This is a genomic window from Brevundimonas sp. (assembly GCF_030704825.1).
In the GTDB taxonomy this organism is placed as follows: domain Bacteria; phylum Pseudomonadota; class Alphaproteobacteria; order Caulobacterales; family Caulobacteraceae; genus Brevundimonas.
In genome coordinates, this window is the sequence record NZ_JAUYNX010000002.1 from 34,329 (window position 1) to 55,395 (window position 21,067).

Below are 21,067 nucleotides of genomic sequence, written 5' to 3' on the forward strand. Positions count from 1 at the left end.
TCTGGTTTTTTCATCCGGAACAGTCTTCTGCCGCCATACGCGCCGCGCCGGATCAATCGATCAGGGCCAGCCATTCGTCCTCGGTCAGGACCGTGACCCCGTGCTTGAGGGCGTCGGCCATCTTGGACCCCGCCCCCGGTCCGGCGACGAGATAGTCGGTCTTCTTCGACACCGAGCCGGAGACCTTGGCGCCGAGGCTTTCGGCGCGGGCCTTGGCCTCGTCGCGGGTGAAGCGTTCCAGGGCGCCGGTGAAAACGACGGTCTTGCCGGCGACCGGCGTATCGGTCTTCGGACGTTCTGCGTCCTCGATGCGGTCCAGTTCGGCGACGAGGGCGTCGACCATGGCGCGGTTGTGGGGCTCGCGGAAGAACAGGGCCAGCGCCCGGGCCGCGACCGGGCCGACGCCCGAGACGCCGGCGATCTGGCCGAGTCCCTCGGAGGGGCCTTCCTCGCGCGCCACCTTCGCCAGATGGACCAGACCCGCCCAATCGTCGGCGAGGGTCGCGAGACCGCGGCGGGCGGGCGCGGCGAGGCCGGGGAAGGCGAGGGCGATCTTCTGGTCGAAGGGCGCCTCGGGCCATGGATCGGCGGCGGACGGCGAGGCCTCCGCCAGCGCGGCGACGACCCGCGGAGACACTGCGTGGGCCTCGTTCAGCCGGACCCAGGCCTCGCTCGGGATGCCCCCGGCGGCGGCGATACAGGCGGCCTCGAAGGCGGGCCAGGTTTCGAAGGCGCGGGCCAGGACGATGGAGGTCTGCTCGCCGATGTCGCGTACGCCGAGGCCGTAGATGAAGCGGTCCAGGGCGATGGTGCGGCGGGCGTCGATGCCGGCGACGAGATTGCCCACGCTGGTCTCGCCATAGCCGTCCTCGGCGCGCAGGGCGTCGAGCTTTTCCGCGTCGCGGGCGAGGCGGAAGATGTCGGCCGGCTGGTTGATCCAGCCGCGTTCGTGGAAGGCGATCAGCTGCTTCTCGCCCAGGCCTTCGATGTCGAAGGCGCGACGGCCGCAGAAATGCTTGAGATGTTCGATCCGCTGGAAGGGGCAGGCCAGTTCGCCGGTGCAGCGGCGCACCACCGATTCCTCGCCCGAGGCGTTGGTCTCCTTCACCAGGGCGGTCTTCAGCGGGCAGATACAGATGTGCGGGAAGACCCAGGGCGGGCCACGGCCGGGGCGATCCGCGTCGACCACGCCGAGGATCTGCGGGATAACGTCGCCCGCCCGCTGCAGGGTCACGGTATCGCCGAGGCGGACGTCGAGCCGGGCGATCTCGTCGGCGTTGTGCAGGGTGGCGTTGCGCACGACCACGCCGCCGACGGTGACGGGATGCAGCCGCGCGACGGGGGTGTGCGAACCGGTGCGGCCGACCTGGATGTCGATGTCCTCCAGCACGGTCGTCGCCTGCTGGGCGGGGAATTTGTGGGCGATGGCCCAGCGCGGGGTGCGGGCGACGAAGCCGAGGCGGGCCTGCCAGTCCAGGCGGTCGACCTTGTAGACCACGCCGTCGATGTCATAGCCGAGGGCCGCCCGATCACGCTCCAGCCCGGCGTACAGGGCCTGAAGGCCGGCGGCGTCCTCGACCTTGCGCGAGCGGGCGTTGACGGGAAAGCCCCAGCTTTCCAACGCCTTGAGCGCATCCGCCTGGGTTCCGGCGAACGGTCCGGAAACCTCGCCCCACGCATAGGCGAAGAAGCGCAGCGGCCGCTTCGCCGTGATCGCCGGGTCCTTCTGGCGCAGCGAGCCGGCGGCGAAATTGCGGGGGTTGGCGTAGGTGCGGGACCCTTCCGCCCCGGCGGCGGCGTTGAAGGCGTCGAAGGCCTCATTGGGGGCGTAGACCTCGCCCCGCACCTCGATGACATCGGGCCAGCCCGTGCCGGACAGGGTCTTTGGAATGTCGGCGAGGGTGCGAAGATTGGCGGTGACATCCTCGCCGGTCCGGCCGTCGCCGCGCGTGGCGCCGGTGACCAGCACGCCGTTCTCGTAGCGCAGGCTGGCGGACAGGCCGTCGATCTTGGGTTCGGCGACGAAAGCGACATGCTCGTCGGCCGGCAGCTTCAGGAAGCGGCGAATGCGGGCCACGAAGTCGGTCACCTCCCTGGAGGAGAAGGCGTTGTCGAGCGACAGCATGGGCACGCCGTGGCGGACGGGGGCGAACTGGCTCGAGGCGGCCGCGCCGACGACCCGGGACGGAGACGCCGGGCCGGTCAGGTCGGGGAACAGGTCCTCGATCTCCAGCGCCCGGCGCTTGAGCGCGTCGTAGTCGGCGTCGGAAATCTCGGGGGCGTCCTCGCGATGATAGAGGGCGTCGTGCCGGGCCAGTTCGGCGGTCAGCCGGTCGAGTTCCTCCCGCGCGGCGGACTCGGTCAGTTGATCGACGGGAAGGTCGGACATGGGCGCTCGCCGGAAGGATTCTTCAGGTCGTTCTAGCATCGCCCGCCGCCGTTTCGAGGCCCCGAAACCGGATTGCGGCCACGGTGTCCGGCATGACAGGGAGTTAAACTGACATCGCCGCCGCGTCCCGCTAGCGTCGCCGCGATTCCCAAGGAGCCTCCATGCGCCACGCCCGCCTTCTCGCCCTGTCGTCCGCCCTCGGCGGGGTTCTGCTGCTGTCGGCCTGCGGCGGACTCGCGCCCGCCGAAACCGTCCCGGCGGCGCCGGCGCCGGTTCCGGCCGCGCACGCCCGGTTGATGGAGGATGTCCGCATCCTGTCCGCCGACGACATGCAGGGCCGCGACACCGGGGCCCCGGGCGGCGAGCGGGCGCGCGCCTATATCGTCGGCCGGCTGGAGGCGTTGGGCGTCGCGCCGCCGCCGATGGGGCGGCTGCAACCGTGGGAAATGCAGGGCCGCACCCGCGCCGGCCCGAAGACCTTCAACGGCGTCAATATCATCGGGCTGATTCCCGGCACGCGCGTGACCGACCGCTACATCGTCGTCACCGCCCACTACGACCACGTGGGCGTCAACGCGGAAGGCCAGGTGTTCAACGGCGCGGACGACAACGCTTCGGGCGTGGCGACCATGCTGGCCCTCGCGGCGGATCTGAAGCGCCAGGCGCCCGAGCACAGCGTGATGATCGTGGCCCTCGACGGCGAGGAGCACGGTCTGCTGGGCGCGAGACATTTCGTCGAGGCTCCGCCGGCGCCGCTCGAATCCATCGCCATGAACCTGAATTTCGACATGACGGCGCGGGCCGAGACCGACGGCAGGCTGTGGGTTACCGGGACCTACCAGAACCCGGCCTTTCGACCGATCCTGGAGGGTATCCCGGCCAATGGCGCCGTAGCCCTGGCGTTCGGCAAGGACACGCCCCAGGACACGGGTCAGGACAACTGGGTCGAATCCTCGGACCACGCGGCCTTTCACCGGGCCCAGGTCCCGTTCCTGTACCTGGGGGTGAACTATCACCCCGACTATCACCGGCCGTCGGACGATTTCGAACGGATCACCCCGTCCGTGTTCATCAGCGCCACCGAGTTGTCGATCGCCGCGTTCCGGGCGCTGGACGCCGGGCTGGACCGGTAGTCGCGCGCCCGGGACATCCGTAAAGATACGGGCTTGAAAAAGTCGCGCTCCAGCCGTCTGGTCCGGCGATCGGAGGCGCGCCCATGACAATCACTCATCGACCGACCCCGGATCTCGGCGCGGTTCAGAGAATACGGAAGGTTGCCGTGCTCGCGGCCCTTGTGGGGTTGGTGGGGCTGGCGCTGGTCACGCAGTCGATCGGCGGCGTCGACGGCGAATGGCACGAGCGGGTCGAACTGGCCGGCTTTGTCGCCATGATCGTGTCGATCGTCGGCCGGGCCTGGTGCTCGCTCTACATCGGCGGCCGCAAGAAGGCGGAGATCGTCGACCGCGGTCCCTATTCGATCAGCCGCAACCCGCTCTATGTCTTCAGCTACATCGGCGCCTTCGGCATCGGGGCCCAGAGCGGCAGCGTCACCATCGGTCTGGGCTTCGTCCTGGCGGCCATGGCCGTCTTCTACCTGACGGTGCGGCGCGAGGAGGCCTTTCTCGAACGGGAGTTCGGGGCCGTCTATGTCGCCTACAAGGCCCGCACCCCGCGCTTCTGGCCGCGGTTCTCGCTTTGGCGGGACGAGGAGCAGCTGACCATCCGGCCGACCCTGTTCGTGACGACGATTCGGGACGGGCTGGTCTTCCTGCTGGCCATCCCGGTGTTCGAACTGATCGACGCCGGCCAGGCGGCGCACTGGCTGCGGGTGGTCGCCTTGCTTCCCTGACGCTGGACACCGGCGCCCCGCCGTGATCGGAAGGACCGTTCAAGGAGCCGTAGAGATGCGCCGTTCAATCTGCCTCATCGCCTGCCTCGCGATCCTCGCGTCCTGCGAGCGATCGCCGGAACCGGCGGAAGCTCCCGCCGCGACGGCCTTCAGCTACGCCTCGACCGGCGACCTCTCCGGCTACTACATGCCGGCCAGCGATGTGCGCGTCGGCAAATGGAGCCTGGACCACGTCTTCGTGGGCCAGGCGGCCGAATTCCGTTTGTGGACCGGGGACGACAGCAGCGCGACGTTCGCGCCGGTCATGCTGCAGTTCGACGACGTCACCAGTCCGATGGTCCAGACCGAGCTCGGCGAGGCCCGCAGCGTCACGGCCCGGGTCCTGCCCACGCGCTACGCGGTCAGCGACGACCGCCTGCGGTTCGAGGGAACCTCGCCCGAGCTGGGCCGGGTCAGCTTCGAGGGCCGACTGGACCCGGGCGCGCTGGCGACCTCGCGCCGCAATCTGGGCGACGAGGGCGTGGTTCTGACCGGCACGCTGACCGCCGGGGGCCAGACGGTGCGCGACGTGCGCCTGCGCTGGTGGATGGGCGACTGAGGACGGCTCAACCGCCGTTGCGGATATCCAGCTTCAGTCCCATGGCCTCGGCCAGGGCCTTGCCGCGACGGCGCGTCTGCTCGCCCAGCAGGACGTCGGCGTAGCCCTCGCTGGCGGTCAGCACCAGGGCGCCGTCCTTCACCGTGGCGCGAGCGTTGACCAGCAGCTGCGGCGAGCGGCCGGACAGGTCGCAGGCCAGCCGGATCGCCAGCCCCAGCGCCCGGGCGCCCTGACGCTGGTCCTCGTTCAACAGCCGCGCCACGGTGGCGGGTTCCGGCGTCGCGGCCGAGCCGCCGTAGCGGGCGTTGACGGCGGTCGCCAGATAGGCGCGTTCGGCATGGGTCTGGCCCGGCACCGGCGCGCGCAGCACCTGGTCGAAGGCCAGTTCCACGCGGTGGTCGGGATGCAACCGGGCGCCGAGGTCGGCCAGACGGCAGGCGGCGTCGGCCAGCAGTGCGTCGCGGTCCCGGTCGAAGACGGGAGGCAGGGCGGCGACGAGGGGGGTGATCCAGCCGTTGAGCGCGCCGGAAAGGGTCGGCGAAATGCCTTGCCGGGCCCCCAGGGCCGAGCAACCGGCCAGCAGCGGGTCGGTCGAGGCGGTTTCCCTGTCCAGGGTCTCGAAAAGCAGGCCTTCGCGCACGCCCCAGGCCGACAGGACGATGCGTTTGAGGTCCAGCCGCTCGATCAGACCTTCGAGGACAAGGGCGGCATGGGGCAGGGTCTCGGCTCGCTTCTTCGACAGGCCCGGCCATTTTTCGAGCGAGGGTTTCGACTGGCGCGCGACCAGCCGCGCCGTGGCGAGAGCGTCCGCGGCGTCCATCGCATACTGATGGACGATGCGCAGCGGATGGCCGCTGACCTGCATCTGCACCTGCGCCAGCGTCCGCCAGGCTCCGCCGACGGCGTAGAGGGTGTCGGCCTTGTAGTCGCCGACGGGCTTGAGCCGTTTGGCGATCGCTTCGCGCAGGCGGTCGGCGTCGAAGCCCTTTTCGTCGGCGAGGGCGAAGGGGCCCAGCGGCAGGGTGACGCCCCGCCCGACCGTTCCACCCGAGACGCGCACCAGTTCGAGGCTGGACCCGCCCAGATCGGCCACGACCCCGTCGGCATGGGGGATGCCGGCCAGCACGCCGAGGGCGGCGTAGCGGGCTTCCTCCTCGCCGGTCAGCACGCGAATCCGGAGGCCGGTTTCGGCGGCGACCCGCTCGCAGAACGCGCCGCCGTCCCCGGCCTCGCGCACGGCCGCCGTGGCGGCGACGAAGGCGTGGGCCGGCCGGACGCCGTCGACCACCGCGGCGAACCGTTTCAGCGCCGTCATGGCCTGGGCCGCGCCGTCGACCGACAGCTGTCCGCTCGCGGCCAGATCCCGGCCCAGTCCGGCCAGGACCTTCTCGTTGAACACGGTCCAGATCGCGCGCCCTTCCAGCCGGTACAGGACCATGCGGACCGAGTTCGAGCCTATGTCTATGGCGGCGATGTCGCGCGGCGAACCGATGGCCGAGAGCAGGGCCTCGGGCATCAGCGCTTCTTCCGCGAAGGCTCGTAGCTGAGCTGGCCCGGCAGCGTCTTCACCTTGCGGCCACGGCCAGACAGGCTGGGGTTGGTCATGAAGTATTTGTGGGCCGAGAAGGGACGTTCGGGGTCGGCCGGCGCGACGCGGATGTAGGCCCCGTCGGCGGACAGGACCCAGCTCTGGGCGTCGTCCTTGAGATTGGCCACCATGATCTGGTCCAGCACCTGATCGTGCACCGTCGCGTTCAGCACCGGCGTCATCAGTTCGACGCGGCGGTCGAGGTTGCGGGTCATCCAGTCTGCGGACGAGATATAGACCTTCGCCTTGTCGTGCGGCAGGTCGCGGCCGTTGGCGAAGGCGATGATGCGGCTGTGTTCCAGGAAGCGGCCGACGATCGACTTGACGCGGATGTTCTCGCTGAGGCCCGGCACGCCGGGGCGCAGGCAGCAGATGCCGCGCACCACGAGTTCGATGCGGACGCCCCACTGGCTGGCGCGGTACAGGGCGTCGATGATCTGCGGATCCACCAGGGCGTTCAGCTTGACCCAGATCGCCGCCGGTTTGCCCTTGGCGGCGGCCGACATCTCCTTGCCGATCAGTTCGAGCAGCTTCGTCTTCATATTGAGCGGCGAGACGATCAGCTGCTCCAGTTCGTCGGGCTGGGCATAGCCGGTGATGTAGTTGAAGACCCGCCCGGCGTCGCGGGCCAGCACGGGGTCGGAACTGAACAGCGACAGGTCGGTGTAGATGCGCGCCGTGACCGGATGATAGTTGCCCGTTCCGAAATGGCAGTAGGTCTTGAGGCCCTCGCCCTCGCGCCGCACGACGACGCTGAGCTTGGCGTGGGTCTTCCATTCGACGAAGCCGAAGACGACGTGGACGCCCGCCCGTTCCATGGCCCGGGCCCAGCGCAGGTTGGCCTCCTCGTCGAAGCGGGCCTTGATCTCGACCAGGGCGGTGACGTTCTTGCCGTTCTCGGCCGCCTCGATCAGGGCGGCGACGATGGGGCTGTCCTTGGAGGTCCGGTACAGCGTCTGCTTGATGGCGATGACGTTGGGGTCGCGGGCCGCCTGGCGCAGGAACTGGACCACCACGTCGAAGCTCTCGAACGGGTGGTGGATCAGCATGTCCTTCTCGCGCACGGCGGCGAAGATGTCCCCGCCGTTGTCGCGCACCCGCTCGGGATAGCGCGGCTCGTAGCCCTTGAATTTCAGGTCGGGGTGACCCGAGGGGATCAGCTCGGCCAGCTGGGCGAGGCCCAGCATGCCGTCGATCAGCACCGTGTCCTGCGGCGCCGCATCCAGCTGACCGGTGATGAAGGTGCGCAGGTCCTCGGGCATCGAGGCCTCGATCTTGATGCGCACGACCGAGCCGAGACGCCGTTGCTTCAGCGCCTCCTCGAACTCCATGACCAGATCCTCGGCCTCCTCCTCGATCTCGATGTCGCTGTCGCGGATCAGACGGAAGACGCCGCGCTCCAGCACGTCGCAGCCGGGGAACAGATGGTCGATGAAGAGCGTCAGCAGGCTCTCAAGGGTCAGAAAACGCCTTTTTCCGGGCGTCGAACGCCCGTCGGTGGCCAGGGGCCAGAACCGCTTCACCTGGGTCGGCACGGGGACCAGGGCGTAGAGGGTGCGGTTGTCCGACCGACGCTTGAGCTTGAGCGCCAGCGAGAAGCCGAGGTTGGGCAGGAAGGGAAAGGGGTGGGCCGGGTCGATGGCCATGGGCGTCAGGACGGCGAACAGCCGGTTCAGGAATTCCGGCTCCAGCCGTTCGCGCTCGGTCTTGCTGATCTTGCCGGCGTCGACCACCTCGATGCCGGCGGCGGTCAGCTCCTTGCGCAGCTTGCGCCAGCGCCGCTGTTGTTCGGCCATCAGGGCGCCGGCGGCGACATTGACCTTGTCCAGCTGTTCGGCGGCGGTCAGGCCGTCCGCGGACAGCACCCGGACGCGTTCGCGCACCTGGCCTTTCAGGCCGGCGACCCGCGTCATGAAGAACTCATCCAGGTTGTTGGCCGAGATGGACAGGAAACGCAGGCGCTCGAGCAGCGGATGGCCCGGATTGGCGGCTTCCTCCAGCACCCGGCCGTTGAAAGCCAGCCAGGAGATCTCGCGGTTGAAGAAGCGGGCGGGCGAGGCCATCAGCTCTTCGGACAGATGGAGCTGGGGCGCCCGCGAGGAGGGGACCTCCTCGCCGGTGGTCGTGTCGCTGATCGCCGCGTCGGTCATGCCGCCGGTTCTGGCCCGACGCGGCGGCGGCTGCAACCTTGCCCGTTCACAAGAAAAAGCCGCCCGACCTTGCAGTCAGGCGGCGTTTCCTCCGTGTCCTGACGGTCTACCAGCTCCAGGCGTCGTAGATGACGTCGATGATGTAGCCGTCGTATTCGTCGATCAGATAGATGTGGTTGTCGACCAGCACCCAGCGCGTGCCCTCGGGCGGATAGCCGAGGCCGTAGGTGCGCCAGTCGTCCAGCCGGTAGCGCCAGAAGATCGACGGCAGGTAGTCGCCGACATGGTAGCGCTGGCCCCAATAGCTGCGCGGCACGCTGTAGTAGCCGTAGCCAGGCGCGAAATAGAAGCCGATGCGGAAGCCGTTGTAGCCCCTGAACCGCCGATCATTGCGCCACCAGCCGGACCCATGACGTCGGTTCCAGTCGCGCCGCCAATGGTCGCCGTTGAAGCGATTGCGGAACTCGCGATATTCGCGGCGGTCCTGACGCCGCTCCTGACGATCGTCGCGACGGTCCCGGCGGTCGTCGCGCCGGTCATCGCGCCTTTCCTGGCGGTCCTGCGGACGGTCGGGACGGTTCGGACGATCGGGCCTGTCGGGACGATCGGGGCGGTTGGGCCTGTCAGGACGGTCGGGTCGATCCTGACGATTTCCGCCGGCATTGCCGTCGGGCCAGCCGGGCCGATCCGGGCGGTTGGGCCTGTCAGGGCGGTCGGGCCGGTTGGGCCGGTCCGGCCGGTTTCCGCCGGCGTTGCCGTCGGGCCGGTTGGGGCGGTCGGGCCGATCCGGGCGGTCGGGCCTGTCAGGGCGGCCGGGCCGATCCTGACGGTTTCCACCGGCGCTCCCGTCCGGCCGATCGGGCCGATCGGGCCTGTCAGGGCGATCCGGTCGTTCCTGCCGGTTTCCGCCGCCGTTGTCGGCGTTCGGTCGATCCGGCCGGGCGGGCCGGTTCGGGCGGGCGGGGCGATCCTCGTCGCCGTTCTGTCGCGCGGCTCCGCGACGACCGCCGTCGCGCTCGCCGTCCTGGGCCAGCGCCGTCAACGGCGCGGCCGCCGGCAGGGCGAAGGACGCCACCGCGACCGCGACCATAAATGAGTGTTTCATTCCCGTATCTTCCCCGCACGCCCCTGTCAGACGGCTTGAGGTGAAAATCGCGCGTTTACGATGAACCGTGACTGAACGAACGGCGCGATCGTTCCGGACATGAAACGCCCCGCGCGCCGGAGCGCGCGGGGCGAAGGTTCGACCGCCGATCGCGGTCTAGTAGACGCCGGACAGGACGCTGGCGATCAGGCCGGTCGCGATGGCGATCATCACGATGTCATTGCCCGCGTGGACATAGCGATAGCCGCGGGGGGCCGGACGCAGGTTGTAGGCGTAGGGATCGCGCACATAGTAGCTGCGATAGGCCGAGGGCAGGTAGTGGCCACGTTGCCAGCGCTGGCCGTAGTAGCGCGGCTCGACCCGGTAATAGCCGTAGCTGGGCGCATACCAGTAGCCGCTGCGGGCGCCGCGGTAGTCGCGGAAGTCATTGCGGTCACGCCACCAGTCGCGGTCGTTGCGATCCCAGCGCTGGTCGCGGCGGAAATCCCGGCGGTCGTCGCGGCGTTCTTCCCGGAAGTCGCGGCGATCCTCGTGACGGTCCTGACGGTAGTCCCGGCGGTTGTCGTAGTCGCCCTGACGCCAGTCGCGGCGGTCGTCGCGGCGCTCCTGACGGAATTCGCGGCGGTCGTCCCGACGGTCCTCGCGATAGTCGCGCCGGTTCTCGCGGCGGTCTCCGCGGTTCTGGGCCTCGGCGGCCAGCGGCGCGGCGGTGGCCATCACCAGTCCGAGCACCGCGGCCTTGGCGAAGCGGTTCATGATCACTCTCCAGCTGAAGGGCGGCGACGGAAGCGGCCCGTTAATCATGAGCCGAAGGTCGTCGCGGGCGGATGAACTCTCCCTGAACGCGAATGTCAGATTTGGAAGCGGGGCATTGCGCGCCCGACATGATCGACCCACGCTGTGAGCCAGCTTCACGGGACGCATTTGCATGACCGCGCCGATCGAACTCTGGTACTGGCCCACCCCGAACGGCTGGAAGGTTTCCATCGCCCTGGAGGAGATGGGCGTCCCGTATGAGATGAAGCCGGTCAATATCGGCGCCGGAGAGCAGTTCGCGCCGGCCTTCCAAGCGATCAGCCCCAACGGACGCATGCCGGCCATCGTCGATCCGGACGGTCCGGACGGGAAGCCGCTGTCGATCTTCGAGTCCGGGGCGATCCTTCAGTATCTCGGCGTGAAGTCTGGTCGGTTCTATCCGCAGGATCCGCGCGGCAGGGCGGAGGTCGACCAGTGGCTGTTCTGGCAGGTCGGCGGCCTCGGGCCGATGGCCGGGCAAACGCATCATTTCCGCCAGTACGCTCCGGCCATCATCAAGGACCAACGTCAGCTCGCCTATGGCGTCCGTCGCTATACGGACGAGACCCATCGCCTGTACGGCGTGATGGAGCGGCGACTGGCCGATCGCCATTACCTGGCGGGCGACTATTCCATCGCCGATATGGCGGCATGGCCGTGGGTGCTGCCGGAGCTGCAGGGACAGAACCTCGACGAATTCCCCAACCTCAAGGCGTGGATGGCTCGGGTGGGCGCGCGGCCGGCCGTGATCGCGGGGCGGGCCCTGGGCGACGAGATGCGTCGGAGCCTCGCCGCGTCCGGCAAGGCGGCCGAAGCGGCGCGCAAGGTGCTGTTCGGACAACGCGCGCGGTAACCGTTCGTAAGCCTTCCGGTCACGTCCCGTTAGCAGGTGTGAATCAGGGATTTCCGAACTATTTCAGAGAGCTGAACAAGGGCGGAGTATTCGGTCGAACTGTACTGAAAAGGCCCTCGCGGCCCCGTGCCGTTAACTTTACCTTCAAACCGCGGGTATTTGATCGCGTCTCAGAGGTCGGGGCCAGAACGGCGCCGGTTCGGGAGATACGGTGATGAACGCGCAAGAAATGGCGCCCACGGTCAATGAAGAGCAGGGCCTGCCCCTGCCGACCGCCGACATGAGCGGCGACGACCTGTTCCGGCTGGGCATGATGTATTCGAGCGGTCAGGGCGGGTGCCCGATGGACCGCGTCTCGGCCCATATGATCTTCAACCTGGCCGCCATGAAAGGCTCCATCGAGGCGCGCGTCTATCGCCGCGAGATGAGCCAGGAGATGGAGCAGGACGAGATCGCCGAGGCCCAGAAGGCGGCCCGCCGCTGGATCGACGCGGGCGTGGTGTCGCTCGCGGCCTAGGCCGCTCGCTGCATCCTTGTTGGGCCGCGGTCATAAGGCTCCGCCTTGTCGACCCGACGCGGCCTGGCGCTTCGCGCACGCTCCGCGCTCAAGCAGCGAGCGACCGCGTCGCGAGCGCTAGCGCCCATCAGAACGACTGGTACTGCCCGCCGATGGCGTAGGTGAAGCCGACCGGCAGGGCGTTGCGGATCTGGGTGACGAAGTTCGCCACCTCGCCGAGGTTCGAGCGCGGCACGAAGATGATGTCGCCGCGCCGCAGGGCCACGACCTCGCCCCGCCGGGGCCGCAGGTCCACCGCCCGCATCATCCGCACCCCGCCCGGCCCGCGCCGGATCAGCGCCACCTCGCCCTGGCGGGCGGTCGGCAGGAAGTCTCCGGCCTGGATGATGGCCTGATAGGCGTCCAGATCGCCGTTCATCTCGATCATGCCCGGCGTGCGCACCTCGCCGCCGACCCAGACGCGGATCGGGCCGGCCGTCTTCAGGGTGACCTCGACCACGGGACGGCGCAGCTGGCTGGCGAAGGCCGCGGAGGCGTCGGCCTCGAGCTCGGCGATGGTCCGGTCGGCCGCCATGATCTGGCCGACCAGCGGCAGGGAAATCCGCCCGTCGGGGCCGACCCTTTGCGTCCGGGTCAGTTCGGCGGCGGTCGGCGTGGCGATCTCGATCTCGTCGCCGGGATACAGAACATATTCCGGCTCCATCTCGGTCCAGTCGGCGAAGCCGATCTCGGGAAAGGCGGTGCGGCCCACACTCTGGACGCGGGCGCCGCCGCCCGAAGTCTGCGGCAGGGGCATGCGCGAGTCGTAGTCGCCGCCGCCCAGGCCCGGGACGCCGCCGCAGCCCGTCAGCCCGCCAGCCCCGATCAGGCCGAGCAGCATCAGGCGGCGGTCGATGGACATGGGGACTCACTCCGCGAAAACAGCGTCGGGGGCAGGGTCGGCGCTTAGGGGTAATCAGTGGTTAACGCGTCCGGCCGATGCGTGCCGGGGCGGCGGCGCTTGATGAACAGATGCGCCCCGGATAGGCCAGACTGCGGATATCCCTGTGAGGGGTTCCCGCGTGTTCGCCCGCCACGATCAACCGCCTTCCGGAGTCTGCAATGTCCCGCGCCTCTCTCGCCATCGCCGCTGCGGTCGCCGTTCTCGCCACGACGCCCGCCGTCGCCCAGGATCACGCCCACGGCCCCGCCCATGCCGCGGGCTCCGTAGCCGCGGAAGCGGCGGACGCGGCGACGGTCGTCGACGCCTTCCATGCCGCGCTCAAGGCCGGCGACACGGCCGCCGTCCTGGCCCTGCTGGCTCCGGAGGTGATGATTTTCGAGGAAGGCGGCGCGGAGCGGTCCCGCGACGAATATGCGTCCCATCATCTGGGTTCGGACGCCGCCTTCGCCGCCGCCTCCGAGGCCGTCGTGGCGCGGAGATCGGGCTGGGCCGACGGCGATGTCGCCTGGATCGCCAGCGAGGGCCGCACGACGGGACAGTTCAACGGGCGCGCCGTGGATAGGCTGACGACCGAGACCATGGTGCTGAAGCGGCACGCTGACGGCTGGCGCATCCACCACATCCACTGGTCATCGCGCGCGCCCAGCCAGGCGCACTAGCCAGGTCACATGGCCGACGGCGGGGCGAGCGTGCCCATCACCGCCACGACGGCCAGCAGCAAGGCCCCGGCCAGCGTCTCCGCAAGGACGCTGTGTCGGAGCCTTTGGAACGCCGGTCGGGGATCCTGGCCGCCCGCCAGAGCCGAACCCAGGGCCGGCGTGAGGCGGAAGCGGTTTCGCGCGGCCAGGGCGAGCATCAGGGCGAACAGCGCGAGTTTGGCGATCAGAAGCTGACCATAGGGGCTGGCGCCGATTTCCATGACGCGGGCCGGACCGACCAGGAACCAGCTGTTCACGAGGCCGGTCAGGACCAGCAGGACAACGGCGAGGGTCCCCAGACCGGAGAAGCCGTCCAGGGCGCGATGGATCGCCAGGTCGTCCGGTCCGGTCCGGCGCAGCAACAGGATCGTCAGGGCGGTCAAGGCCCCCAGCCACAGGGCGGCGGCGGCGGCATGAACAATGTCGGCCGTCAGATGAACCAGCCCGCCGGCGCCGTCGGTCGCGGCGCCGTGACCGGTCCATGCGAAACTGGCGACGACGGCCAGTCCGGTCGTGGCCGTCAGGGCCCAGAGCGCCCGGCCCGGTCTCATGGCGAGGATCGCGGCAAGGCCGAGAAGGGCGAGGCCGGCCCGGGCGGCCATGGCCATGCCCAGCGCCGTGCCGGTGACCATGAAGGACAGCGAGGCGGGCCTGACGGCTTCGCTCAGCGACCCGGCCATGACGGCGGTCTGGGCCACCAGGGCGGCGAGAGAACCGAGCGCGACGACGCCGGCCGCGACGAACAGGGCGGCGCGAGCCTGGATCAGGTTTGGAACTGCGGGGGCCCCGAAACTGTGAAGCAGGAACAGCGGCGCGCCGAAGAGGACGACGGCGCTGCTGTACTGAAGCCAGCGGAGCAAGATGACCGCGGCTTCCAGCACGCCGTCAGCGCACCGAGAAGGTGTAGGAACCCGTCATGCGGTGGCCGTCGCCCGACGCGATGCGCCAGTCCACACGGTAGGCGCCGGCCGCCAACGGACGCGCCAGAGTCCCGGTCAGGGTCCTGCCGTCCTCGGCCACCGAGGTGCGCACCGCGATCTTCTCGCCCGCCGCGTTGACGACGTCGAAGCCGGAAAACGCCGCAACGGTGCGTTCGCTGAAGGTCAGGCTGAGCGACCGGGTCGCGGCCACTGTCGAATTGGGCGCCGGGGTCGCGCTGACCAGCCGGGCGTGGGCCGCCGCCGGCCCGGCGGCGAAGGTCATGACCGCCGCCACGGCGATCAGCGGCGCGGGGTTGAAGCGAGGCATATCCAGTCTCCGCCATGGCCGGTGCGGCCGTGTACTCTTTTACGCGCCGGACGGGCGCTTCCCTCATCAAGGACGATCGCGGTCGATTCAGGGGTCGGCCGCCTCACCTGACCGGGCCGTCCGCGCGCCCGGGTGCGGTCGGAGAGTTTCGCGACCAACCATTCCCTACCGCCTTGCCGACGTCAACGCGCCGTCCGGGCCCTGGGCCAAACGAGATCTGCCCGGATTGTGAACGCTCACAATCTGTGCTCTCCTTGGCTCAGGAGGCGGAGTCCTCGGGGAGGAAGGCGGCAAAGACGCGTTGTGCGGGAAAACCGGGTTCATCGCGTCCATCGCTGCCGACACCCCGGCGTCATTTGAGCCCGCTGTCCGACCGGAGGACGAAATGCGCAGTTCAGTCTCGGCCCTGGCCCTGGTCGTGTCAGCGGGCGTCGCCCTCGGCTGGCCCGCCGCGGCCCAAACCCCGGCCGGTTCTCCCGACGCCGCGGCGACGGCCAGGGCGACGCCCGCGCTCTGGCCCATGGCCGGCTCCCCGGAGGCCATGAGCGATGCGGCCACCGAGGCGTTCGTCACCGAACTGATGGGGCGGATGACGGTGGAGGAGAAGGTCGGTCAGACCATTCAGGCCGACATCGGCTCGATACGGCCAGAGGATTTGCTGCAGTATCCACTCGGATCGATCCTGGCCGGCGGGAATTCCGGCCCCGGCGGCGAGGAGCGGGGCGACCCCCAGGGCTGGGTGGACCTTGCGCGGGCGTTCCGCGCCAGTGCGGCGGCGCGGCCCGGCGCCCGCGTGCCGTTGATCTTCGGCATCGACGCCGTGCACGGGCACAACAATGTCGTCGGCGCGACCATCTTCCCGCACAACATCGGCCTCGGCGCGACCCGCAACCCTGCCCTGATCGGGCGCATCGGGGAGGCGACCGCGCTGGAGGTGGCCGTCACCGGCGCCGACTGGACCTTCGGGCCGACCCTGGCCGTGCCGCGCGACGATCGCTGGGGCCGCGCCTACGAGGGCTATTCCGAAGACCCTGAGGTGCAGCGGGCCTATGCCGGCCCGTTGACGCTCGGACTGCAGGGAGAACTCCGGCCCGACCGGCCCCTCGAGCCGGGCCGGATCGCGGGGTCCGCCAAACATTTCCTGGCCGATGGCGGCACCGCGGGAGGACGCGACCAGGGCGACTTCAGGGGCGCGGAACAGGAGCTGATCGACATCCATCTCGGCGGCTATGTGCAGGCCATCGACGCCGGCGTGCTGTCGGTCATGGCCAGCTTCTCTGGCTGGAACGGGGTCAAACACACCGGCAATGCGACGTTACTGACGGACGTGTTGCGCGGACCACTGGGCTTCGACGGCTTCGTGGTGTCGGACTGGAACGCCCATGGCCAGTTGCCGGGCTGCTCCAACGAGAGCTGCGCCGCCGCCTTCAACGCCGGCATCGACATGTTCATGGCCCCGGACAGCTGGCGGCCGCTTTACGAGAACACCCTGGCGCAGGTCCGCTCGGGCGAGATTCCGATGGCCCGGCTCGACGAGGCCGTGCGCCGCATCCTGCGGGCCAAGGTCAAGACCGGCGTGTTCCGCGAAGAGCGGCCGGTCGAGGGCCAGCTTCAGCATCTCGGCTCGCCTGCCCACCGGGCGCTGGCCCGCCAGGCGGTGCGGGAATCGCTGGTGCTGCTGAAGAACGAAGGCGGCGTGCTGCCTATCGCGGCGGGCGCGCGGGTGCTGGTGGCCGGCGGGGCGGCGGACGACATCGGCCAGGCGGCGGGCGGCTGGACCCTGAGCTGGCAGGGCACGGGCAACGTCAACGAACACTTCCCGGGCGGGCAGTCGATCTGGGCGGGACTCAATGAGGCGGTCGCCGCTGCGGGCGGCGAGGCGACCCTGAGCCCCGACGGAACCTTCGCCGAGCGGCCGGACGTGGCCATCGTGGTGTTCGGCGAAACTCCTTACGCCGAGTTTCTCGGCGACCTGCGCACCCTGGACTTCGTTCCGGAGGAGCCACTGTCCATACTGCGGCGGCTCAAGGCCGCGGGCGTGCCCACCGTCTCGGTCTTCCTGTCGGGCCGGCCGATGTGGGTTAACCCCGAGATCAACGCCTCCGACGCCTTCGTCGCCGCCTGGTTGCCGGGGACCGAGGGGGGCGGGGTCGCGGACGTCCTGATCGGGGACGCGGACGGCGCGGCGCGGCACGACTTCTCGGGCGTCCTGTCTTTCAGCTGGCCCCGTGACGCCGCCGGCCAGCCCCTGAATCGCGGCGAGCCGGGCTACGACCCGCTGTTCGCCTACGGCTATGGCCTGAGCTACGCGCGGCCGGCCGTGGTGACTATCCTGTCCGAGGAGTCGGGAGTGACCTCCGCCGCCGGCGGCGCGGACCAGTATCTTGTCAGTGGACGGATCAATCCGCCCTGGTCGCTGATCCTCGAGGACTCCGGCGGGCAGACGCGGCTGGGCGGCGAGGCCGCCGCCGAAAGTCCGCGCGGCGGGGTTTCGGTGCGGGCGGTCGACGACCTCGCCCAGGAGAGCGGCCGACGGCTGACCTTCACCGGTCCGGCCCGCGCCGTGATCTGGGGGCCGCCGGTCGATCTGCGTCGCGAGATCAACGGCGACCTGGCCCTGAGCTTCCGCTACCGGATAGACGCGGCGCCGGCCGGGGCGCTGTCGATCGGGTTCGGGGACGTGCTGGTGGATCTGACCGACGAACTCGCCGCCGGGCCCGCGGGGGAATGGCGCATCCACAAGGTCCGGCTGTCCTGCTTCGCCGAGCCTGGGCCGGAGGCGATCGAGTCGCCTTTCGTACTGGCCAGTTCCGGCCCGGCGACAATCTCCGTGTCGGAGATTCGGCTCAGCGCGGACGTGGGCCCCGCCAACTGCCCGGCGACCTAGCAACAACGGGCGGAGCGATTGAAAATTCAAGCATTCACGGGATCAAAACGAACCATTGTGAACGCTCTCAACCTGTGCTTAGCTTGATATCAGAAGGCGGAGACCTTCGAGGTAGGAAACCCAGGAGCGCGCCCGTTCGCGGACGTGAAACACCGCGCCGCCGATACTGCGGCGCTGCGGCGGCGGCGGAGTCCGCAGCCGCCGGTCCCCTGCGCCTGCCTCGGCGGCCCCCGTTTCGACCACGAGGGTTTTTAGCGGCGAAGAGGGGGAAGTTCGATGAGAGTGAACCGTGCGATCTGGCTGGGGGCCCTGATGGCCAGCAGCGCGCTTTCGGGTCCGGTCCTGGCGCAGGACCCTGGCGATGCGCCGGCGACCGAGATCGACGAGGTCATCGTCACCGGCATCCGCCGGTCGCAGGAGCAGTCGATCGACATCAAGCGGGACTCGACCGCGATCGTCGACGCCATCTCCGCAGAGGATATCGGCAAGCTGCCGGACGTCACCGTCGCCGACGCGCTCCAACGGATCGCGGGCATCCAGGTGCAGCGCAACGCGGGTGAAGGTTCGACGGTGAACATCCGCGGTCTGCCGCAGGTCGTGACCCTTCTGAACGGCGAGCAGTATCTGAGCGCCGGCAACCTGGGCACCGCCCAGCCGAACCTCAACGACGTGCCGTCGCAGCTGATGAGTTCGATCGTCGTCTTCAAATCGATGGACCCGCGCAACGCCCTGTCCGGGATTTCTGGCACCATCGACCTGCGCACCCGGCGTCCGTTCGACTTCGATCACGGAACCACGGTCGCCCTGACCCAGGAGTACGCCACCGGCGAGGACACCGGCGAGGACGACTATCTGTTCAACGGCCTGCTCAACTGGCGGACCGACGGCTTCGGCGTGATGGTCTCCGGTGTCGTGAGCCAGGCCAATCTCGGCAACAACTATTCCGGCGTCAGCGGCGGAGTCTTCGGCAACAACGACTGGGGCGGCGCCGGCGACAACTGGATCGCGCCCCATGGCTACGACAGCTTCCGGCGGGTGGTCGAGCGCGACCGCTACAGCCTGAACGGCGCCCTGCAATGGGAGATCGGTGAGGGCCTGACCCTGACCGGCGAGGCCTTCTATACCAACCAGAAGGAATACAATCGGGCGGCGGGCCTCAACATCTCCAACCGCTGGAGCGCGCTGGGATGGACCACTCCGACGGTGTCCGAACCCACCGGCGTCAACGGCGGCAATGGCCAGCCGTGGCTCGATGTCGAGGAATATGACCTCGACGTCTGGTGGATGAACTCCTTCACCGTGAACCGGGTCACCGAGACCGAATCGACGAACCTCAACCTGGAGCTCGACTACGACAACGGCGGGCCGTTCCGCGTCTCGGCCCGCGTGATCCATGCGGACGCCGATCTGCTCAGCATGAACGGCCAGGTGCAGGGCGATCTGTCGAACTGGCAGTATTCGCCGGACCGGCAGTTCACCCTGTTCCGCGATCCGAACGACCGTACGCGCGGACCCTTCTACCCGGCCTCGATCGCGGCCCTGTACCCGGCCTCGCAGTATTCCAACGGCGTCGTCGGCTCGAACGGGGGCCGCTACATCAACCCCAATCCGCTGGGCATCGGCGAGGACCCGCTGGTCCATCTGGACATCGGCGGATCGAACACCGTCTGGAGCCGGTTCGACCAGCCGATCGCGGGCGGTCTCGGACCCGGGCACACGCTGACCGACTATATGTCGAACCTCGACAGCTACGCGGTGGCCGCCTTCTCGTCCGAGGGCAACCAGCGCAACGAGTCGAGCCTGGACGTGGCCCGCGTCGACGGCTCCTACGACTTCGACGCGCCCTTGCTCGGCTTTATCACCCGCATCGACATGGGCGGACGATTCTCCGAGCGAGAAGTGGAAATCGAGAATTTCCATCTGTTCTCGGACTTCTACGCGGGCAACGGCGCCACGAATCCGAACGGTTGTTCGGCCCAGTGGAAGGCCATCGACGTGGTCATGAACCAGAACCAGTGCCAGGCGGGCGAGATGGTGTCCAACCCGGCATTCAACCCCCTGCTTCCGGTCGGCGCGACACCCGGCAACTGCGGCGGCGGCGCTCCGAACACGCCCACCTGCTTTCAGGGCTATACGGTCAACCGGCCGACAAAGCTGAACGAGCACAACAACGTCTATTTCCTCGACAGCTACGGCTCGATCACCCGGGGCCTGCCCGGCGTGTGGGTCATCGACCCGCGGGATTTCGACGACGTCACCGCCTTCCAGCAGAGGGTGTTCGGCAGCGCCTATCCGGTCATCATCCCGGGCAACAGCTATGACGTCGCCCTGGTCGAACAGAGCGTCTACCTGACCTCCGGAATCGAGGTCGGCGCGCTGCACGGCGACATCGGCCTGAAGGTGATCCGCACCGAGATGGACGTGCGACAAAACCTGACCGGGGAAACCCGCAACTACGGCGACACCAACCTGGACGTCGGGGACACCTTCTCGAGCCGGAGCTATTACGACTACCTGCCGTCGGTGAATCTGGCCTGGGACTTCAGCGACCGGCTCAGGCTGCGGGGCGCGTTCAACAAGACCATGATCCCCCTCGACCTGGGCAACTATGGCGGCGGCGTCACGATCCAGACCGCCGATTCGCTCGGGCCCACGCCTGCTGATCCGACCGCCCCCCCGGTCGGCGTGCGCCGGGTCACCGGAGCGAGCGCCAACGGCAACCCTGACCTCAATCCGTGGCGTTCGGACAACTACGACCTGAGCCTGGAGTACTATCTCGGCCGCGGGACCCTGTTCAACGTCGCCCTGTTCAAGCTGAACATCGAGAGCTTCGTGACCCGCGCCACGGTTCTCGACGGCGAGTTCCCCGACCAGGACGGCGTCATCCGTCGCATCGTGCCGGTGAATCGGCCGGTCCAGGGGGAGGGCGGGGAACTGCAGGGGATCGAGCTGGGCGCCAAGATCGCGCTGAGCGACTTCCTGCCCGAAGGCGGCCTTCTGTCGAACTTCGGTTTTGACGGCAGCTTCACCTTCTCGGACAGTTCGCAGAACGCGACCAACCTGTCCGGCGAGGATCTGCCGTTCCCGGACAATTCCAAATACCAGCTGAACGCGGCCGTCTGGTACCAGGACGACCGGCTGCAGGCCCGCGTCGCCTACAACTACCGCACCCCGCGACTGTCGGGCACGTTCGGGCAGATCCCGATCTATCAGGACACCGCCCAGTATCTGGACGTGAACGTCACCTATGAGGTGAACGACATCGTCAGCATCTATCTGAACGGGTCGAACGTCCTCGGCGAGATCGAGGAGTACTATCTGGAGTTCGAGGACGGGGCCCAGCAGTTCCACTCGCGCAACCAGTTCGAGCCGCGATACTCCGTGGGCCTTCGCGCCCGGTTCTAGCTTCCCCTGAAGACCTGGCCGGCGGCGGAGACGTCGCCGGCC

The 21,067-nt window shown here is 68.9% G+C and carries 16 protein-coding genes; 8 read left to right on the top strand and 8 right to left on the bottom strand.

Annotation, left to right across the window (positions count from 1 at the left end):
- Positions 1–52 precede the first annotated feature (52 nt).
- Complete coding sequence (gene ligA, locus Q8Q71_RS01075; protein WP_305757797.1) at positions 53–2,389, bottom strand: NAD-dependent DNA ligase LigA; 2,337 nt, start codon at positions 2,387–2,389, stop codon at positions 53–55.
- Between the two features lie 161 nt (positions 2,390–2,550).
- Here ligA and Q8Q71_RS01080 point away from each other — a divergent pair, with 161 nt between their 5' ends.
- The 3 genes from Q8Q71_RS01080 to Q8Q71_RS01090 all read left to right on the top strand — a co-directional run bounded on the left by Q8Q71_RS01080 (position 2,551) and on the right by Q8Q71_RS01090 (position 4,836).
- Positions 2,551–3,522, top strand: a complete 972-nt coding sequence (locus Q8Q71_RS01080) for a M28 family peptidase (protein WP_305757798.1) — start codon at positions 2,551–2,553, stop codon at positions 3,520–3,522.
- Between the two features lie 146 nt (positions 3,523–3,668).
- Positions 3,669–4,238 (top strand): isoprenylcysteine carboxylmethyltransferase family protein, encoded by a 570-nt coding sequence (locus Q8Q71_RS01085; protein ID WP_305757799.1) that lies wholly within the window; start codon positions 3,669–3,671, stop codon positions 4,236–4,238.
- Positions 4,239–4,293: 55 nt separating this feature from the next.
- Positions 4,294–4,836, top strand: a complete 543-nt coding sequence (locus Q8Q71_RS01090) for a hypothetical protein (protein WP_305757800.1) — start codon at positions 4,294–4,296, stop codon at positions 4,834–4,836.
- Positions 4,837–4,843: 7 nt separating this feature from the next.
- Here the strand turns inward: Q8Q71_RS01090 and Q8Q71_RS01095 are convergent, their stop codons facing one another.
- From Q8Q71_RS01095 to Q8Q71_RS01110, 4 genes are all read right to left on the bottom strand, one after another.
- The gene (locus tag Q8Q71_RS01095; protein WP_305757801.1) at positions 4,844–6,352 is read right to left on the bottom strand and encodes a Ppx/GppA family phosphatase; all 1,509 of its coding nucleotides are present in this window, start codon (positions 6,350–6,352) and stop codon (positions 4,844–4,846) included.
- Positions 6,352–8,574: an RNA degradosome polyphosphate kinase gene (locus Q8Q71_RS01100; RefSeq protein WP_305757802.1), complete on the bottom strand. Its 2,223-nt coding sequence runs from the start codon at positions 8,572–8,574 to the stop codon at positions 6,352–6,354. Before Q8Q71_RS01100 ends, Q8Q71_RS01095 begins: the two co-directional genes overlap by 1 nt.
- Positions 8,575–8,680: 106 nt before the next feature.
- Complete coding sequence (locus Q8Q71_RS01105) at positions 8,681–9,679, bottom strand: RcnB family protein (RefSeq protein ID WP_305757803.1); 999 nt, start codon at positions 9,677–9,679, stop codon at positions 8,681–8,683.
- A gap of 156 nt (positions 9,680–9,835) precedes the next feature.
- On the bottom strand, positions 9,836–10,435 hold the full coding sequence (locus Q8Q71_RS01110; protein WP_305757804.1) for an RcnB family protein: 600 nt from the start codon (positions 10,433–10,435) through the stop codon (positions 9,836–9,838).
- A 172-nt stretch (positions 10,436–10,607) separates the two neighbouring features.
- On the opposite strand from Q8Q71_RS01110, the gene Q8Q71_RS01115 reads away from it, so the two are divergent.
- Both Q8Q71_RS01115 and Q8Q71_RS01120 read left to right on the top strand, forming a co-directional pair.
- Complete coding sequence (locus Q8Q71_RS01115; RefSeq protein WP_305757805.1) at positions 10,608–11,327, top strand: glutathione S-transferase family protein; 720 nt, start codon at positions 10,608–10,610, stop codon at positions 11,325–11,327.
- Between the two features lie 214 nt (positions 11,328–11,541).
- A complete protein-coding gene (locus Q8Q71_RS01120) occupies positions 11,542–11,844 on the top strand; it encodes a sel1 repeat family protein (RefSeq protein WP_292068012.1) in 303 nt (100 codons plus the stop codon).
- A gap of 127 nt (positions 11,845–11,971) precedes the next feature.
- On the opposite strand, the gene Q8Q71_RS01125 is transcribed toward Q8Q71_RS01120, so the two are convergent.
- Entirely contained in the window at positions 11,972–12,745 is a 774-nt protein-coding gene (locus Q8Q71_RS01125) for a polysaccharide biosynthesis/export family protein (protein WP_305757806.1), read from the bottom strand.
- Positions 12,746–12,945: 200 nt separating this feature from the next.
- Here Q8Q71_RS01125 and Q8Q71_RS01130 point away from each other — a divergent pair, with 200 nt between their 5' ends.
- A complete protein-coding gene (locus tag Q8Q71_RS01130; protein ID WP_305757807.1) occupies positions 12,946–13,446 on the top strand; it encodes a nuclear transport factor 2 family protein in 501 nt (166 codons plus the stop codon).
- A gap of 5 nt (positions 13,447–13,451) precedes the next feature.
- Here Q8Q71_RS01130 and copD read toward each other — a convergent pair whose 3' ends face one another.
- Both copD and copC read right to left on the bottom strand, forming a co-directional pair.
- Positions 13,452–14,345: a copper homeostasis membrane protein CopD gene (gene copD / locus Q8Q71_RS01135; protein ID WP_305757808.1), complete on the bottom strand. Its 894-nt coding sequence runs from the start codon at positions 14,343–14,345 to the stop codon at positions 13,452–13,454.
- Between the two features lie 25 nt (positions 14,346–14,370).
- Positions 14,371–14,733, bottom strand: coding sequence for a copper homeostasis periplasmic binding protein CopC (gene copC, locus Q8Q71_RS01140; RefSeq protein ID WP_305757809.1), 363 nt, complete (start codon positions 14,731–14,733; stop codon positions 14,371–14,373).
- Positions 14,734–15,118: 385 nt separating this feature from the next.
- On the opposite strand from copC, the gene Q8Q71_RS01145 reads away from it, so the two are divergent.
- Both Q8Q71_RS01145 and Q8Q71_RS01150 read left to right on the top strand, forming a co-directional pair.
- Positions 15,119–17,620, top strand: a complete 2,502-nt coding sequence (locus tag Q8Q71_RS01145) for an exo 1,3/1,4-beta-D-glucan glucohydrolase (protein ID WP_305757810.1) — start codon at positions 15,119–15,121, stop codon at positions 17,618–17,620.
- Positions 17,621–17,896: 276 nt separating this feature from the next.
- Complete coding sequence (locus tag Q8Q71_RS01150) at positions 17,897–21,025, top strand: TonB-dependent receptor (RefSeq protein WP_305757811.1); 3,129 nt, start codon at positions 17,897–17,899, stop codon at positions 21,023–21,025.
- The last annotated feature ends 42 nt before the right edge of the window (positions 21,026–21,067 follow it).

Coding starts and splice junctions, on each gene's coding strand:
- ligA (WP_305757797.1), bottom strand. CDS start 2,389: ATGTCCGACCTTCCCGTCGATCAACTGACCGAGTCCGCCGCGCGGGAG.
- Q8Q71_RS01080 (WP_305757798.1), top strand. CDS start 2,551: ATGCGCCACGCCCGCCTTCTCGCCCTGTCGTCCGCCCTCGGCGGGGTT.
- Q8Q71_RS01090 (WP_305757800.1), top strand. CDS start 4,294: ATGCGCCGTTCAATCTGCCTCATCGCCTGCCTCGCGATCCTCGCGTCC.
- Q8Q71_RS01095 (WP_305757801.1), bottom strand. CDS start 6,352: ATGCCCGAGGCCCTGCTCTCGGCCATCGGTTCGCCGCGCGACATCGCC.
- Q8Q71_RS01100 (WP_305757802.1), bottom strand. CDS start 8,574: ATGACCGACGCGGCGATCAGCGACACGACCACCGGCGAGGAGGTCCCC.
- Q8Q71_RS01105 (WP_305757803.1), bottom strand. CDS start 9,679: ATGAAACACTCATTTATGGTCGCGGTCGCGGTGGCGTCCTTCGCCCTG.
- Q8Q71_RS01110 (WP_305757804.1), bottom strand. CDS start 10,435: ATGAACCGCTTCGCCAAGGCCGCGGTGCTCGGACTGGTGATGGCCACC.
- Q8Q71_RS01115 (WP_305757805.1), top strand. CDS start 10,608: ATGACCGCGCCGATCGAACTCTGGTACTGGCCCACCCCGAACGGCTGG.
- Q8Q71_RS01120 (WP_292068012.1), top strand. CDS start 11,542: ATGAACGCGCAAGAAATGGCGCCCACGGTCAATGAAGAGCAGGGCCTG.
- Q8Q71_RS01125 (WP_305757806.1), bottom strand. CDS start 12,745: ATGTCCATCGACCGCCGCCTGATGCTGCTCGGCCTGATCGGGGCTGGC.
- Q8Q71_RS01130 (WP_305757807.1), top strand. CDS start 12,946: ATGTCCCGCGCCTCTCTCGCCATCGCCGCTGCGGTCGCCGTTCTCGCC.
- copC (WP_305757809.1), bottom strand. CDS start 14,733: ATGCCTCGCTTCAACCCCGCGCCGCTGATCGCCGTGGCGGCGGTCATG.
- Q8Q71_RS01145 (WP_305757810.1), top strand. CDS start 15,119: ATGCGCAGTTCAGTCTCGGCCCTGGCCCTGGTCGTGTCAGCGGGCGTC.
- Q8Q71_RS01150 (WP_305757811.1), top strand. CDS start 17,897: ATGAGAGTGAACCGTGCGATCTGGCTGGGGGCCCTGATGGCCAGCAGC.